Here is a 15282-nt window from a genome sequence, read left to right as displayed (position 1 = left end):
GGCCGGAGGGTTGCTAGCTCTGCTGAAGTATCGGGTCCGATATGAATAAAAGGTGATGCATCATAAAAAGAGAAAAAATCATTGAACGCTTAATGCTTTTGTATACGATGGATTTGTCCAGACCTTTTCCCTATAAAGATCTTGAGCGGATAAAGCAAGACTTTGAGCTTGAACTTTCCTTACTTTCAGAGGAAGCTTGTTTAAATGCCGACTTCAATGATTATTGTGTGACTGTCGCAGGAACGATTAGTTATGTCTTGAGCGGCAGTGAAGAAAATATCCCATCACGACAAATGCAGTTAATGAAGATGAACTTTTTTGAAAGATTCCCCTCTTATAAGTTTTTTGAAAATAAGGTCTCTCACTACCCGGCCTTTCAGAAGGAACTCAACAGTTTTGAAGAAGCAAGAGTGCTGGTGCTGCGGTATTTTATAAGGTGAGTGGTGTAGGATGGGAGCAAGATCAATAAATTTGCCAAGCGGTGGTCTAAATGAAGAGAATTCATATTATCGGATCGGTCGGGAGCGGCAAAACGACTTTGGCCAGAAGGCTGTCATCGGAGCTGGGGCTTCCTTTCTATGAGCTGGATAACGTGGTCTGGAAAAGAACCCCGGCGGGAGACGTAAGACGAACGGAAGAGGAACGAGATGCCTGTCTGGCTGGAATCATTGGGGCCGACGACTGGATTACGGAAGGAGCTCATCAAGCCGGCTGGATCGGACCTTGTCTGGAACATGCGGAACGGATCGTTTTTCTGGATACGCCGTATTTCACACGACTTAGGCGCATCATCAGCCGGTTTATCCGGCAGAAGACCGGACAGGAGCAGGCGAACTATAAGCCGACGTGGACCATCCTGTGGAAGATGTTTTGCTGGAATCACCAGTTCCAGAGGGAAGGCAGGCTTAAAGCGATGGAGCTGCTAAAGACGTACGGGGATAAAGTGCTGGTTTTGAAAGACAACCGTCTGCCGCATGCGTCGATTTTAGCCGATGCCAGGGAGGGCAAGCAGATCGGCGCTCAGACAGACGTTCTTCCATGACGCACCCTCTATAAAAATCAATCAAACAAAGGAGAAATGAACATGAATATCACCGTCGACCAGCGGCCGCATTCGAAAGTCGCCGTCATCTCAAGCGAGGACGTGGTCATTAGCAGCGTAAACGATGCGCTCGACTTGATGGCCGACATTCGTTATAACCACGAATGCGATAAAGTGCTTCTCAGAAAGGAACAGCTTACGGAGGATTTTTTTGAGCTGAAAACGAAACTGGCCGGGGACATTTTGCAGAAATATATCAACTACCAGTTAAAGATTGCTATCGTCGGGGATTTCAGCGGGTACAACAGCAAGAGCCTGAACGATTTTATTTACGAGTGCAACCATGGGAGCAACGTGTTTTTCAAAGGGACCGAGGCGGAGGCGCTGGATGCGCTGCATGGGGCATGATCGATTTTCTGAAAATAAAAAACAGTAAGGCATACGCCGAGATTATGGAGATAGCGGAGCGGCCGGGTGTGCTCTTCTCAAATGATCCGCTCCAGATGGAAGCGGAAGCCCATTACAACATGCGCACCATCGAGCGGCTGAACAAAATCATCAAGCATGATAGATTGTCTCTTCATGAACTGGATAACCTATTCGCTTTTCTGGAAGACGCGTGGGCTTCTTATTTGCAAAAATTTTACGCTGGAAAAACATTTATTTTCTACCTGTGGGGAGATTATCAGATCCCGGCGATTCGTTTTTCCGTCATTTCTTATGAGGAGGGGCTGGGTCTGCCCTTCGCGTGCAAGGTGAACCAGGTCAGCGATCGTAAAGAAGTTTTGCTGGCCTACCGGGAGAAGGCTTGTTTCGACGGCATACAAATTTTGCGGCATAAAGAAGATTCGGGCACGACCAACGAAGAGGAAGAAGAAGCTGCGTATACAGCCACGGTGTACTCCAGAATTATCGAGTGTTAAGGTGATTTCATGAAAAAAAGAATTCGAAAAAAACTGCATAAGCGGTATTTAGTAGAGCTTGTTTATCAAATTAGCACATCCGTGCACTGGAGGCAGAAGCTCATGGGAGATTCAGAGACGAGAATGCTCGTAAACAGTAGCACGTTGAAAACTCCCTGTGAGTTGAGCAGCTTAATTAGACGGTATAATTTAAACTATTATGTTTCAACCGTTCCGCACTCCAAGACAATCGGATGGGAAGATTGGGGACGAGATTTCATTTATTTTAAATTCGCGGCATCCGAATTTCCTTCTGTTCAGTCCTACTCGGTTAATAACCGGGGAACATAACGGGTCTTTGAAAAGAATCCGCCCACGCGGGTTCTTTTTTTGCAAGCTAAAAAAGAAAACTTAAAACCTACTTGACAGGTATGATTAATTGGTTTAATCTTACTTCAAGATTACTAAATGAATTCTAATCAAATGAATATTCATTAAGCGAGCATTCATTATTTTACAACTAAATCAATGAGGACAGCCGATTGGACCGCCAAAGGCTCCTGTTATCTCTTACCGACATACGGAGGAGATTTCGGGAGCTTTTTTGTTTCTACGGGCCTCATGACGAAAGGACTGGCATGCACGAAAAAGACGGGGCGTTATACGAAGAGGCCGACTGGCTCTTCCGCAGACTGGTACGCAAATTTGTAAAGGAACGCGACAAAATTTCCGTCGAAGGCATCGCCTTGCCGGGCATGCTCATCCTGAATTCAATTCATAGCCAAGGAGAGCAGCGGCTGGGCGAGCTGGCGGAGCAGTTGGATTTTACATCCGGTGCCGTAACTGCACTGTGCGACAAGCTGGAGGCGGGTGGTTACGCGGTCCGCAAACGAAGCGAGTCCGACCGCAGGTCCGTGGCGCTGGACATTACGGACAAGGGCCGGGAGCTGCTTCGGCGCAACGGCGGGCTCAGCGCGCATATGATCGGCATCTTGTTCGGCGGGTTCACGCCCGAGGAGCTGGAGCGCCAGATCGTATTTTCCCGGAGGCTGCTGGAAAAGCTGGACGGCTTCGCGGAAGCGGTGCTGGCTTATCCGGGAGAAGACGGGGAAGCAGCGGCAAACTCGTCGATCAAGACGACGAAGAGAACCGCGGACGACCGGGCATCGACACCCGTATCCTTTCCCGCGTCGGAGGAGGAAAGCCCGGCTGCCGTTTTTAAAAACGATACCGCATCTCATCCGTCATCGGAATTAAGGCCGGAAACGTCCTCACAACCGCTGGCGGATCAGCCACCTACTCCAAAATCAAGCAAGACCACGCGCAAGAAAAATTTCATTTCTTATTAGAGGCGATACCGCATAGGGGCGCCGGCGTTTTTTCGCAAACCAAATCCAACAAAAGAGAGGACGTTACACATATGGGACATCCGACGATTTATCCGACGGGAACGACGGTTTACAAACCGGGCAAAAGCTGGAGCGGCTACACGCTGTATCAGGCGGCGGAAACGGGGGCGCTGCTGATCGACATGAACGGGCGGGAGGTTCATTTGTGGAAAGGCCTGCGGGGGTTCCCGAACAAGCTGCTCCCGGGCGGGTACGTATTCGGCAGTACGGCGGAGCGCGATCCGAAGTATGGGTTTCAGGATGAGGTAAATCTGGTGCAGGTCGACTGGGACGGCAATATCGTGTGGAAGTTTGACCGCTACCAGCACATCGAGGACCCCGGGCATGAGCCCCAGTGGATGGCTCGCCAGCATCACGACTACCAGCGCGAAGGAAATCCGGTCGGGTACTACGTGCCGGGGCAGGAGCCGAAAGTCCACTCGGGGAACACAATCATACTCGCACACAAAAACGTGAAGCGTCCTGAAATATCCGACAAAGAGCTGCTGGACGATACCATCTTAGAAGTGGATTGGGAAGGAAATGTCGTCTGGGAATGGACAACGAGCGACCATTTCGAGGAGCTGGGCTTCGACGAAGATGCCCGGGAGGCGCTGTACAACGATCCGAACACCCGGTTTTTCGGTGCCAATGCCGGCGACTGGATGCACATCAACTCCGCTTCGGTCCTCGGGCCGAATAAGCATTACGATGCGGGGGATGAAAGATTCCACCCGGACAACATCATCTGGGACGCGCGGGAGACAAACATCATTGCCATCACGGACAAAAAGACCGGCAAAATCGTCTGGAAGCTCGGCCCCAACTATAATACCGAAGAGACGAAGCATATCGGCTGGATCATCGGCCAGCACCACGCGCACCTTATTCCGAGAGGTTTGCCGGGAGAGGGTAACATTCTGATTTTCGACAACGGCGGCTGGGGCGGCTACGGCGCACCGAATCCGGAGTCCCCGGATGGGCTCAAAAACGCCCGCCGCGATCACTCCCGCATCCTGGAGATCAACCCGGTCACGCTCGAAATCGAGTGGCAGTACACGCCGACGGAAGCGGGCTTTCAGGCTCCGCTCGATTCGTACCGGTTTTACAGCCCGTATATCAGCTCCGCCCAGCGCCTGCCGAACGGCAACACGCTGATTACCGAAGGCGCGGACGGCCGGATTTTTGAAGTGACGCGTGAGCATGAGCTGGTGTGGGAGTACATATCCCCTTACAAAAACAAACGCAACTCCAACATGGTCTACCGCGCCTACCGCGTGCCTTACGAGTGGGTGCCGCAGTTGGAGCTGCCGGAGGAAGTCGAGATCGCGCCGATCGACGTGGCGGACTTCCGTCTGCCAGGGGCGGCTGCCCGCGGAGCGGTCACGACAGTGGAAGTGGAAGGTACCGTCTCCTACGGCGAGGGCGCGCTGTGCGTGGCACGGACGGACGAAGCACAGCCGGAACCGGGGAAGGGGTAGGTGAGGATAATGAGAGAAGCTGAGGAAAAAGGTAAAAAGGCCGCAGGCCACGTTGGCCTCCGCCAAACATCCCGTCCCCACCGCTACACCCGCACGTTGCTCGCGCTGGTGCTCACCGCCGCGATGCTGGCCGTACTGGCCGGCTGCGGCAAAGCGGCCGCCGACCCTAAACAAGGTGGCGCGGCCAAGCTGAAGCTGAAAATCGCGGATATTTCTACCAACTCGATTTTCCGCGTCGCCAAAAGCAAAGGCATCTTCGACAAACACGGCATCGACGCAGAGCTCGTCTCGTTCGCCACACCGGCCGAAGGCGTCAACTCCTTGTTTATCAAACAGGTGGACGTCGCGTTCGGCGCGGATTTTCCTCTGCTGAACGCCGTGAGCAAAGGCGATTACTCCATTTTCGCCTCGTCGGGTACGGCAACGGATCTGAGCGCCAGCGAGTGGAAGCTGTTCGTCCGCAAGGACATCAAAAGCGCGGCCGACCTCAAGGGCAAGAAGCTGAGCTTTTCCCGCGGCACTTTTGTCCCTTACCTGTGGGATGTGTATCTGGGTCAGAACGGCGTCAAATTGTCCGAGGTGAAGCTGATCGGCCAAGGCGGCTTCGATGAAGCGTATGTCGCCCTCAAAAAAGGCGAGATCGACGGCGCGTGGGTATACGGCGCGGTGCTCAATGAAAAATTCGGCGCTCTGGCCGAAGCCCACGAGCTGACCGACATGTCCAAAACGCCGGTGCGCCTCGGCAACGGCCTCATCGCTCCCACCGAGCTGCTCAAAGCCAACAAAGCCGGTTTCGTCAACTTCCTGAAGGCGATCGACGAGGCTTCGGCCTACGCACAGGCGCACCAAGAGGAAACCGCGGACATCATGTACAAAGAAGTCAAGCAGCCGAAAGAGGCGACCCTCAAGGACCTGCCCAAAAACCCGTGGAAAATCGGGTTCACCGATAAAGCGTACAACGGCTACAAAGAGCAGAAAAAATACATGGTCGACAACGCCATCATTGAGAAGGATTTCGACCTGAAAAGCAAGCTGTACCTGGACATTTTGCGGGAAGCTTTCCCGGACCGGGTCATTGAAGTGAAGTAGTACGAATATCGGAAAAACGGCAGCATGGGCCGGGCCGACCACCACGCAACATTGCAGCACGCGCCCGGCAGCGGTCGACCGGACCGCCGTCTTGCACCGGAATACCGATCGCTGTTATGCAGCGGAACACCGATAGCTACTTATGCAGCAATGCACCAACTGCTGTCATGCAGCGAAATATGGCAAGAAAAACGCAACTAAGCTGAACAGGGGGATGAAGTATGGTTACTGAGGCAGCGCCGAAACGCAACGAAATCCACATCGAACGCCTGGACAAAAGCTACACGCAGCCTTCCGCGGGCGAGCTGCACTACATCATTCAGGACGTGAATCTGGCGGTCCGGGGCGGCGAGTTCTTCGTCCTGCTGGGACCGAGCGGCTGCGGCAAATCGACGCTGCTCAGTCTCATCGCGGGCTTCGTCTCCAAGACGTCCGGCCAGGTGCGCGTCGGTGACCGCGAGGTCGACCGGCCCGGCCAGGACCGCGCCGTCGTCTTCCAGCAGGCCGATTCGTCCCTGTTCCCCTGGCTTACGGTCAGGGAAAACGTGGAGTTCGGCCTGCGCATGAAGCGTGTCCCGGCGGCCGAGCGCCGCAGCATTTCCGACCAGTATATCGAACTGGTTGGTCTCAAGGGACACGAGAGCAAGTTCCCGCGCGAGCTGTCCGGGGGCATGAAGCAGCGCGTGCAGTTGGCCCGCGTGCTGTCGAATGATCCGGCCATCCTGCTCATGGATGAGCCGTTCGGCGCGCTCGACGCGATGACGCGCCGCACCATGCAGAAGGAGCTTCAGCGGATTTGGCAGGAAACCGACAAAACCGTCATTTTTGTCACCCACGACATCCAGGAAGCGCTGCTGCTCGGTGGCCGCATCGGCATTATGTCCGCCGGGCCGTCGTCCAACATCTCGCATATCTACGACGTGCCCCTCGCGTATCCACGGGACCTGGGGTCGCCGGAGTTTTACGAGCTGTACAACCGCATCCAGGCGCATTTCGACGAATAGGGAGGGGAAGCCGACATGAACACGAACGCCATTACGGCAAAAAAACCAATCACGACCAAGCCGCCCATTACGGCTGCTTCCGTCCGGAAACCGCTTATCCGCAAGCCTTGGTTCAAAAAAACGCTGCTCACCCTCGTCTTCTGGATCGCGGGACTGCTTCTGTGGCACGGGCTGTCGCTCGTCTACGGTCCGGAAATCCTGCCCGGCCCGATCCTGACCGCCGAGGGCGGATACGAGCTGCTCGCCGAAGGCACCCTGCTGCAGTACATCGGCATCAGCTCATACCGCGTCCTGCTCGGCTGGACCCTCGGCAGCCTGATCGCCATCCCGGTCGGCCTCGTCATCGGCAAAGTCGGCGCCATCCGCGCTTTTGCGGAGCCGTTCCTGAACTTCATCCGCTTCATTCCGCCGATCGCGTTTATTACACTTTTCCTCGTCTGGTTTGGCATCGGGGAGACATCGAAAGTCGTGCTCATCCTGTACGCCACTTTCTTCATCGTCGTGCTCAACACCTTGACCGGCGTGCTTGCCGTGGAGGAGGACAAAATCCGCTCCGCCCGCAGCATGGGCGCCTCCGAATGGCAGATCGTCCTGCACGTCATCATCCCGGCAACCGTGCCGTACATGTTCACAGGCATCCGCCTCGCCATGGGCACCTCCTTTATGGCCATCATTGGCGCCGAAATGATCGCCTCCAACGAGGGCGTCGGCTATCTCATCTGGAACTCGCGACTGTTCTTCCGTACGGACTGGATTTTCGTGGGGCTGATCTGCCTGGGACTGATGGGTTTCATAACGGATCGCGCCGTGGCGCTGCTGGGGCGTAAGCTTTTGGCTCGGTATGGGGTTGTGGGGGCGGTGGGGGGACGGCGGTAGGGGAAGAGACAGTACACAAATGAGAGTATAAAAGATTAAACTTTATTTAATAGGTCCATCGTTATTGATGGATCTATTTGTATGTCATGAAAATTAAAGGTTCTTAAATACAGGCCAACATTACATAATATGAACAATATTCCTGTTAAACTCTTCAAAATTATGTTAAAATTTAAATGTAAATAGTTCTTATTAACCATTTTAAAAAGATGGGAAGGATAATATATGAGTGATAATAAATTGAATGAGGATTTTAAAGAAGAAGATAATGAGTTACTCAAGGAAAGCGCAACGTTGGATGAAGAAGAAGATATTCAGGATACAATTGCTAGTCTATTATATGGTAACAGATTAAGAGATTTAGTTAGAAGTGTTGCTAAGCATGAGGGTCAAAATGTTATGATTGGTAAAAAGGGTATTAATGGAATGCAAAATGCTATGAAGTTTTTAACTGTTATGCTTAGTTACGAAATTTTAGAAGTTCTTAAAAATAAAAATAAAACAGTAATATCGCCTGTAATAACCAGCGAGGCATTGAATAATATGGTAGGAAAATCAGATTCTTTAAACAGAGTTTTGTTGGAGTTAGAAGAGCTGAAAGGTCGGTTACACTTATTAAGTGGGAGCACTTCAATTTCTAAGGCAACTGATTACGTGAATTTATTTGAAAGAGAGATAATTAATGAACATGAAGTAACAGATTCTACTGATTAATTAGGCAAAAATTAAAAGGAGACAAACTTCATGAGTATGAAAGAACGTAAACTTTTCTTCACTAGAAATGGTGAATATACAGTATGGGAAATGTTGAATGCTCTAACCGACACATATCTTGAAGAGTTATACGAATTTGCTCTGACAAAAAGATGGACAGAGTTATATCCAAAATCTAATGATGAATTTCCATCCTTTCTTTTTAATATCTTTGAGGAATTAGATGAATTGAATAATAATAACTTCCTTACTCAAATTCAAGATAGGTTTTATATGGTTCCTCCTCCTAGAAGTGATTTCAATGCTATTGTGTTTCACTATTACGGTACTTCTTTAGATCTCGGTTCAGTAGAAGTAAAACTTGATGAACTAAAAAGAAATTTGGTTACATTTGGTATTGATGGATTGCAACTTGAATTCTTCATCTATAGTGAGATTAATGGTCATAAAAACGTCGTTGACTTACGATTTACTAGTGAAAAAAGTTCTTATTATAAAAAGAACGAAAATATTCAGTTTTTAAATACCGAAATTCGAATTTATCTTAATTCTAAGATCGCTCTACTCACTAACTTTTCTCAATACACTCATTCAGATAAGGATAAATACAATTTTATAAACAACATTATTAGGAATGTTTCTAGTTATTCTGGAACAGATCTTAAACCTATTCATTTAAGTGATCAATCGTTAAGAGAACTATTATTGCTGGAAGATACACAAATTCCATCTAGACTAAAATTTGAGGTAGAGGGACGTCTTAAAGTAAATATTGATATAAATCAAAAAGCTGCTCTACAAGATTTAATTTATCAAGATGAAATTAAGTACTTTTATGATAAATTTCCCTTGTCAACCATTAAGGTAAATATATCTGATACTGAAATAAAACCTATGACTGTTGATGGACTTGAAGGGAAAATAATGACTAGGGTAAGTAACGTTGAAGTTCTTGATATTGATAATTTTATTAAGAAGCTTAGTATACTGCTAGAGTATGATTATTTAAACCAGAACTACCAAAAAAATATACAAGATTTTGCTGATAATAGACTGACGACTACAAAATCACAAAAAGATATTATTGTCCAAACTTGTTATGCTGAAGTTGAAAGAGTTATAAAAAAACATTATGAGGATGTAACAGGGGTATTTGTAAAGGTTATACAAAATGCTTTCTTCTTTTGTTTGAAATCAAAAATTAAATTAGTGCCAACAAGTGTTATTAAAATAGAAATGGATGATAAAGCAGTTAAATATCTTGCTATCATAACTGATTTTAATCCACCAGAAGTGATTAATGTACTAGGTGCGTTACTAGAGTTATACAGTCTCCATAATACTGATATTAAAAGTTTAATGATAGAAATTGATAAATCGCTAAATCTTAATCAGAGGATGATTCCAAATGCTTCTGGGCTCTGAATATGAATGGTTATCTAGAATTGCAGGGGTATACAATAGACATATCACTACTGGACAATTTCAATTCACTGAAAATGACTACAAACTGAAGTTTTCTTACGATTCTTCATTATTAGAATTAGAAAAATTAATTTATAAAGGCTATGTTATTAGACGGGATAATCTAATAATATTGGATTCGATACAGTGGATTAATACATTTCTTGATGGAATTAACAAAAGCCTTATTAAATATAATAACAAATTGAAGTGTGAATATGATCTTCAAGAAAATAAAGTTTTTATCTATGAAAATAATGAAAAAATAAAGGGTTATTCACTTAATTTTTCGAAAATGGCAACACCTGAGGATGAAGTAATTAATTTTGTACGCTTGGCTAGTTTCGATTTTTATATTTATTGGCTTGATTTATTAAACGATAATGAATTATTTGAAATGTTCTATTATCATTTAACAAACAAGCTAAGTAAATTCAAATATGATAAAAGAATTATCTTTGATTTTTTAGATGATCTAGAGACTTCAGAATTTAATGAAATTTATGAAACAACTCTTAAGGAATACTTTAAAAACAAAGAAATGGATATTAGGGAATTGACCAATGATCAAGGACAAGTTTTAAAAAAGTTTTTGTTGAGTGATATTTTTAATGCGTATTCAGTAAGCATTCATAGCTGTATTATTTTTGTTGTAAAAAAGGATAAGAAAATTGAATTTATTAGTTACGAGACTAGCGAAATTTACGATGAATCTGTAATCGGTGAGATTGAGGTATTACGCAATAAATTATTAAAAAAAGTTACACTATATAGAAGTTTGAATAGGTTCAATAAAAATAAAGTTGGCGAAAATACTCAAAAAACTATACAAATAGCCTCTCTTTTAATTACACCAATCAATATTTTGCTTCTATTTGGAATTTCAAAAAATATTTCATGGATAAAGGATTTAGTTAATAATTATTATTTGTATATTGTAATAGTTGGTGTATTAATTATCTCCCTAATAGGAGCTTTTTTATGGGTTATTATACCATCAATAAGATTGTCAATATTTAAATGGAAATTGCCTATGAAAGATTAAATTACGTGTAGACCTTAAGCAATAAATGCTTTTGGTTTTTTTTTGAAGATATCGATAATTTTAATGAATAGTGCAAGGGTGGTAGGAACAATGATTATCTACAGTAGTAATGCTTTAAAATTTCGAGAATCTGTAGACAATAACCAAATTACAAAGCAGATTGAGAGCGCATTTGTTAAACGAATGGGCAAGAAACCTAGCCAAGGTGAAAAGAGGGCATGGAACAACTCTATGCAATTTATGGAGAGGATTATTCGAAACTCCCATATCGCAGATGATTGTGGAATTTTGATTGAGTACAATATTCCTTCTACGAGTAAACGAATTGATTTTATTGTAGCGGGTAAGGATGATAACGATAATGATAATTTTATTATTGTTGAATTGAAACAATGGGACTCCGCACAAGCTACTGATCGTGAAGATGTAGTTAAAGCTTTTATTGGTGGTAACACCAGGGAGACACCGCATCCATCTTATCAAGCATGGTCTTACCGACAATTTCTTAATGACATGAATGAAGCTATCTTTACAAACGAAATTAACGGTTATTCTTGCGCGTATTTACATAACTATCCGACTATAAATCCGGATCCTCTTCAATCCAGTCAGTATGAGGACATTATTCGTGAAGCTCCATTATTTTTGGCAAACGACTCAATAAAGCTGCAAGAATTTTTGCGTAAACATGTAGGAAAGGGAAATGGACTAAATCTACTCTATCTTATTGAGAATGGAAGAATCCGACCTTCAAAAAAATTAATCGATCATGTAGATGGCTTATTTGCAGGGAATTCAGAGTTTGTTTTGTTAGATGAACAGAAAGTCGCCTACGAAACGATTATGAGTCTTGCAAAAGAGACAGAGACTAAAAAGACAATTATTATTCAGGGGGGGCCTGGGACTGGAAAATCGGTTATTTCGATGAACGCTCTTGGAGGTTTGTTGAAGCATAAGCTTAATGCTAAATTTGTTGCTCCGAATGCTTCTTTCAGAACTGTAATGGTAGAGACTTTAACAAAACAGAAGGCGAGGAACAAAACACGCACAAAAATGTTGTTTGCAGGATCAGGGCAATTCTATGACACTCCTGAAAATTTTTATGACGTCCTAATCGTAGATGAAGCTCATCGTTTGAAGGGAAAAGGGGCTTTTCAATATAGGGGAGACAACCAAATCGAGGATATCATAAAATCGTCTAAAGTAAATGTATTTTTTATTGATGATTTTCAGCGTATCCGTCCTGATGATATTGGTTCAATTGCTGAAATTAGAAGAATAGCTGAAGAGAATCATTCTGAAGTTCATAAATATTCACTTTCTGCACAATTCCGCTGCTCAGGGGCAGAAGGATTTATTAACTGGGTGGATGATGTTTTTCAAATTCGGCCAACCGCAAATTATGATGGATGGGACCACCGCTCATTTGAATTTGATATTGTGGACTCACCAAATAAGCTGTACGAGATAATTAAGAGCAAGAACGAGGCGGGTTTTAAAGCACGATTGCTTGCAGGCTTTGCTTGGAATTGGACCGCAGAAGCAGATGGTAACGGAAACGGGGAAGTAACAGATGTTATAATCGAAGAACATAATTTTCAAATGCCATGGAATGCACGTTCTATATCGAATACATGGGCAATTCACGAAAATGGAATAAACCAAATTGGATGTGTTCATACATCTCAAGGGTTAGAATTTGACTATGTGGGAGTTATTATAGGAAATGATTTGAAGTTTGACCTAGAACAATTGAAATTATATGCAGATTATGATGAATACAAAGATAGGGTAGGTAAGAGAGGCCTTAAGTATGATAATGAGAAGTTAAGCATCCTAGTGAAAAACATATATAAGGTTTTGATATCTAGGGGAATAAAAGGTTGTTTTCTATACTGTCGTAATAAAGAATTACAGGAATATCTGTGTCAAAGACTTAATATTGTAGGACAACGATAATTTTTAAGAATCCTTTCATCCATAATGTTATTTTTTAAAACAATTTATTTATCGTCTATATAATCCAAATCAATAATCTCCCGTATATCGCTGATGCCAAGTGCGTCGGCGATTCTTTCTATGTGGCTAAAATTAATGTTGGTGCGCTTGCCGTTGGAAAGTTCGCTCAGTGCGGCATGTCTTATATCAGATAAACGGGACAGTTCTCGTAAAGAGATGCCTCTTTTTTTGATGAGTTCAGGAATCTTTATCACAATTTTCTTAGACATAAAAATCTCTCCTTAAAGCCTTGCTATACGCAAAAACGTAACATATAATAAAAATTGAACTGGTACGCTATTGCGTATAAATTGAGCTGCTGGAGGTAATTTTATTCATGTCCTCACTTCACTGGCGTAACAACTCTCTAATTCACCGTTTCGATAAGCTTGCGGATGAGGCCGATACCTCAATGGTTTTTCAACCTATGACGGAGCAGCTTAGTATCTTAGAAATAGAATTGATGCAATCTCTTGAACCCGATCAGCAAATTCTTTTCCGGGAGTGGCAGGACAAGGAACTGGCCCTAGAGTACATGAAAAAAGAATGGATTTACGTTAGAGGCGTGCAGGACGGCATCAAGATTTTATCCCAGCTTTACAGCGAGTGAATTTTCGATTCAATCTTTGTCAGTAGTCTCAACCAAATCAATAATTTCCCGTATATCGCTGATGCCAAGTGCGTCGGCGATTCTTTCTATGTGACTGAAGTTAATGTTGGTACGTTTGCCGTTGGAAAGTTCACTTAGCGCGGCATGTCTTACATCGGACAAACGAGACAGTTCTCGTAAAGAGATGCCCCTCTTCTTGGTGAGTGAGCCAATTTTGATTACAACTTTCTTAGACATAAAAAATCCTCCTTAAAGCCTTTCTATACGCAAAAACGTAACATATAATAAATCTTTATCTGGCACGCTATTGCGTATAGTTTGAGGTGCAGAAGGTAATTTATTCATGATCTGCTTACGAAACAGCTCCAAATTGAACAATAAGCTTGCAGACGAGGCCGACGACTCAAGGGCTATAGTCAAGCCTTGTCTCCTTACCATATAGGTATCGAGACCTAGGCTTTTTTTGTTTTGTGCTCTCCATTAAAGGGAATGGATGGAATTTCGGCGAAAGTAATCCTGTATAGGTTTAAAAAGAGGAGATAGGTATGCTTACTGACTTCGGGAACTAATTTCCGTTCTTAAGCAAAGAACCTTAGCGTTCGTTACACGAGAGGCTGCATTTTACAAACGGGGGGATATAAAGATGACCAAATGGTGGATGGTACGCGCAGGAGATAACAACGAGTTAATTCCGGAGTGGCAGGCGAATAAAATTGCTTCGATCGGCTGGCCGCAGTTAGGAGATCCCAGGAAGTTTGCATCCAGAGAGAAGTTTGTTGAACACGCTCATTCGGTTTATGTCGATCAGAAGCCAGGGACGCGGCTCTCATGGGCGGGACAGGTTTGGAGATATTACAATGAGGTTGCCCTGAATGATCGGGTGATTACCTATTCCAGAGAAACCCGGGAGTATTTGCTCGGAACGGTGACCAAGGCGCCGGAATACAGGACGGATATCAATGCTTTGTATCCCAATGTGATTTCCGTGGCTTGGGAATCCAAACGAATTCCCCGCGATTTGTTTTCGCAAAGAGCCAAGTACTCTTTAGGCAGCACATTGACGGTTTTCCGGATAGACGATTGGCAGGAGGAGATTCTGGCTTTATTTCACCAAACGCCAGCTGCACCTGTGAATGTCACCGTTCAAGATGAAGAAGCGGCAGAGTTTAACACGGAAGAGTTTGAGGGACGGGCCAAGTCGCTGATCGAAGATCGGGTTGACAAGCTCGATCCGTGGGAGATGCAGGAGCTGGTCGCAGGACTGCTTCAAGCGATGGGCTACCAGACGAAGGTAAGCCCGAAAGGTCCCGACGGGGGAGTGGATGTGCTGGCTCACCGGGATGCGTTCGGGTTCGAGAAGCCGATTATCAAGGTGCAGGTCAAGCATAGACGGGCCACCAGTGGAGGGCCTGAGGTGCAGCAGCTCGTAGGAGCAAGTCCTCATGGAGCGAGCTGTTTGTTCGTGTCCACAGGAGGTTTTACGGCGGCAGCCAGGACCGCGGCGCAGCATAATGGCGTCAAGCTGCTGGATTTGGCAGGCATCGTCGAGCTGATAAACGAGTGGTATGACAAGATGCCGGCGGAGAAGCAGGCGTTGATTCCGTTGAAAAGAATTTATGTGCCTATGTAGGTTGAGGAAGAGAAGTAGGCACACAAAGACAGGAAGGAA

Annotated in this window: 17 protein-coding genes; 15 read left to right on the top strand and 2 right to left on the bottom strand. The window is 45.3% G+C overall.

What is annotated here, in order from left to right:
• Positions 1-107: 107 nt before the first annotated feature.
• The 13 genes from PCH01S_RS26130 (at position 108) to PCH01S_RS26070 (ending at position 12964) form a co-directional block, all read left to right on the top strand.
• Complete coding sequence (locus tag PCH01S_RS26130; RefSeq protein WP_164977158.1) at positions 108-440, top strand: YxiJ family protein; 333 nt, start codon at positions 108-110, stop codon at positions 438-440.
• A gap of 50 nt (positions 441-490) precedes the next feature.
• Complete coding sequence (locus PCH01S_RS26125) at positions 491-1042, top strand: shikimate kinase (RefSeq protein ID WP_042234772.1); 552 nt, start codon at positions 491-493, stop codon at positions 1040-1042.
• Positions 1043-1084: 42 nt separating this feature from the next.
• A complete protein-coding gene (locus PCH01S_RS26120) occupies positions 1085-1450 on the top strand; it encodes a DUF4180 domain-containing protein (RefSeq protein WP_042234770.1) in 366 nt (121 codons plus the stop codon).
• Positions 1447-1965, top strand: coding sequence for a hypothetical protein (locus PCH01S_RS26115; RefSeq protein ID WP_042234768.1), 519 nt, complete (start codon positions 1447-1449; stop codon positions 1963-1965). Before PCH01S_RS26120 ends, PCH01S_RS26115 begins: the two co-directional genes overlap by 4 nt.
• Positions 1966-2582: 617 nt before the next feature.
• Positions 2583-3293 carry a MarR family winged helix-turn-helix transcriptional regulator gene (locus PCH01S_RS26110; RefSeq protein ID WP_042234766.1) on the top strand — a complete coding sequence of 237 codons (711 nt, stop codon included), beginning with the start codon at positions 2583-2585 and terminating at the stop codon, positions 3291-3293.
• Positions 3294-3364: 71 nt separating this feature from the next.
• Complete coding sequence (locus tag PCH01S_RS26105) at positions 3365-4813, top strand: aryl-sulfate sulfotransferase (RefSeq protein ID WP_042234763.1); 1449 nt, start codon at positions 3365-3367, stop codon at positions 4811-4813.
• Entirely contained in the window at positions 4814-5902 is a 1089-nt protein-coding gene (locus PCH01S_RS26100; RefSeq protein ID WP_042234762.1) for an ABC transporter substrate-binding protein, read from the top strand.
• 221 nt (positions 5903-6123) lie between these two features.
• Complete coding sequence (locus PCH01S_RS26095) at positions 6124-6906, top strand: ABC transporter ATP-binding protein (protein ID WP_042234759.1); 783 nt, start codon at positions 6124-6126, stop codon at positions 6904-6906.
• A gap of 15 nt (positions 6907-6921) precedes the next feature.
• The gene (locus PCH01S_RS26090; RefSeq protein WP_042234757.1) at positions 6922-7782 is read left to right on the top strand and encodes an ABC transporter permease; all 861 of its coding nucleotides are present in this window, start codon (positions 6922-6924) and stop codon (positions 7780-7782) included.
• 225 nt (positions 7783-8007) lie between these two features.
• Entirely contained in the window at positions 8008-8496 is a 489-nt protein-coding gene (locus tag PCH01S_RS26085) for a hypothetical protein (RefSeq protein ID WP_042234755.1), read from the top strand.
• Between the two features lie 30 nt (positions 8497-8526).
• Positions 8527-9921, top strand: a complete 1395-nt coding sequence (locus tag PCH01S_RS26080) for a hypothetical protein (protein ID WP_042234753.1) — start codon at positions 8527-8529, stop codon at positions 9919-9921.
• Positions 9905-11005: a hypothetical protein gene (locus tag PCH01S_RS26075; RefSeq protein ID WP_042234751.1), complete on the top strand. Its 1101-nt coding sequence runs from the start codon at positions 9905-9907 to the stop codon at positions 11003-11005. Before PCH01S_RS26080 ends, PCH01S_RS26075 begins: the two co-directional genes overlap by 17 nt.
• 90 nt (positions 11006-11095) lie before the next feature.
• Entirely contained in the window at positions 11096-12964 is a 1869-nt protein-coding gene (locus PCH01S_RS26070; protein WP_042234748.1) for a DUF2075 domain-containing protein, read from the top strand.
• A 44-nt stretch (positions 12965-13008) separates the two neighbouring features.
• On the opposite strand, the gene PCH01S_RS26065 is transcribed toward PCH01S_RS26070, so the two are convergent.
• Positions 13009-13233: a helix-turn-helix domain-containing protein gene (locus PCH01S_RS26065; RefSeq protein WP_042234746.1), complete on the bottom strand. Its 225-nt coding sequence runs from the start codon at positions 13231-13233 to the stop codon at positions 13009-13011.
• Positions 13234-13340: 107 nt separating this feature from the next.
• Between PCH01S_RS26065 and PCH01S_RS26060 the strand changes: the two genes are divergently transcribed.
• Positions 13341-13613, top strand: coding sequence for a hypothetical protein (locus PCH01S_RS26060; RefSeq protein ID WP_042234743.1), 273 nt, complete (start codon positions 13341-13343; stop codon positions 13611-13613).
• A gap of 9 nt (positions 13614-13622) precedes the next feature.
• Here PCH01S_RS26060 and PCH01S_RS26055 read toward each other — a convergent pair whose 3' ends face one another.
• Complete coding sequence (locus PCH01S_RS26055; RefSeq protein WP_042234741.1) at positions 13623-13850, bottom strand: helix-turn-helix domain-containing protein; 228 nt, start codon at positions 13848-13850, stop codon at positions 13623-13625.
• A 406-nt stretch (positions 13851-14256) separates the two neighbouring features.
• Here PCH01S_RS26055 and PCH01S_RS26050 point away from each other — a divergent pair, with 406 nt between their 5' ends.
• The gene (locus PCH01S_RS26050; protein ID WP_042234739.1) at positions 14257-15243 is read left to right on the top strand and encodes a restriction endonuclease; all 987 of its coding nucleotides are present in this window, start codon (positions 14257-14259) and stop codon (positions 15241-15243) included.
• The last annotated feature ends 39 nt before the right edge of the window (positions 15244-15282 follow it).

The organism is Paenibacillus chitinolyticus NBRC 15660 (assembly GCF_000739915.1).
Taxonomy (GTDB): domain Bacteria; phylum Bacillota; class Bacilli; order Paenibacillales; family NBRC-103111; genus Paenibacillus_F; species Paenibacillus_F chitinolyticus.
Note: the sequence above shows the minus strand (reverse complement) of the source record. Positions and strands in the feature narration are given on the sequence as shown.

What these genes read in the sequence shown, in the direction of transcription:
- PCH01S_RS26095 (WP_042234759.1), top strand. Translation starts at nt 6,124, where the DNA reads ATGGTTACTGAGGCAGCGCCGAAACGCAACGAAATCCACATCGAACGC.
- PCH01S_RS26110 (WP_042234766.1), top strand. Translation starts at nt 2,583, where the DNA reads ATGCACGAAAAAGACGGGGCGTTATACGAAGAGGCCGACTGGCTCTTC.
- PCH01S_RS26085 (WP_042234755.1), top strand. Translation starts at nt 8,008, where the DNA reads ATGAGTGATAATAAATTGAATGAGGATTTTAAAGAAGAAGATAATGAG.
- PCH01S_RS26125 (WP_042234772.1), top strand. Translation starts at nt 491, where the DNA reads ATGAAGAGAATTCATATTATCGGATCGGTCGGGAGCGGCAAAACGACT.
- PCH01S_RS26065 (WP_042234746.1), bottom strand. Translation starts at nt 13,233, where the DNA reads ATGTCTAAGAAAATTGTGATAAAGATTCCTGAACTCATCAAAAAAAGA.
- PCH01S_RS26080 (WP_042234753.1), top strand. Translation starts at nt 8,527, where the DNA reads ATGAGTATGAAAGAACGTAAACTTTTCTTCACTAGAAATGGTGAATAT.
- PCH01S_RS26050 (WP_042234739.1), top strand. Translation starts at nt 14,257, where the DNA reads ATGACCAAATGGTGGATGGTACGCGCAGGAGATAACAACGAGTTAATT.
- PCH01S_RS26070 (WP_042234748.1), top strand. Translation starts at nt 11,096, where the DNA reads ATGATTATCTACAGTAGTAATGCTTTAAAATTTCGAGAATCTGTAGAC.
- PCH01S_RS26105 (WP_042234763.1), top strand. Translation starts at nt 3,365, where the DNA reads ATGGGACATCCGACGATTTATCCGACGGGAACGACGGTTTACAAACCG.
- PCH01S_RS26055 (WP_042234741.1), bottom strand. Translation starts at nt 13,850, where the DNA reads ATGTCTAAGAAAGTTGTAATCAAAATTGGCTCACTCACCAAGAAGAGG.
- PCH01S_RS26115 (WP_042234768.1), top strand. Translation starts at nt 1,447, where the DNA reads ATGATCGATTTTCTGAAAATAAAAAACAGTAAGGCATACGCCGAGATT.
- PCH01S_RS26090 (WP_042234757.1), top strand. Translation starts at nt 6,922, where the DNA reads ATGAACACGAACGCCATTACGGCAAAAAAACCAATCACGACCAAGCCG.
- PCH01S_RS26130 (WP_164977158.1), top strand. Translation starts at nt 108, where the DNA reads ATGGATTTGTCCAGACCTTTTCCCTATAAAGATCTTGAGCGGATAAAG.
- PCH01S_RS26060 (WP_042234743.1), top strand. Translation starts at nt 13,341, where the DNA reads ATGTCCTCACTTCACTGGCGTAACAACTCTCTAATTCACCGTTTCGAT.
- PCH01S_RS26120 (WP_042234770.1), top strand. Translation starts at nt 1,085, where the DNA reads ATGAATATCACCGTCGACCAGCGGCCGCATTCGAAAGTCGCCGTCATC.
- PCH01S_RS26075 (WP_042234751.1), top strand. Translation starts at nt 9,905, where the DNA reads ATGCTTCTGGGCTCTGAATATGAATGGTTATCTAGAATTGCAGGGGTA.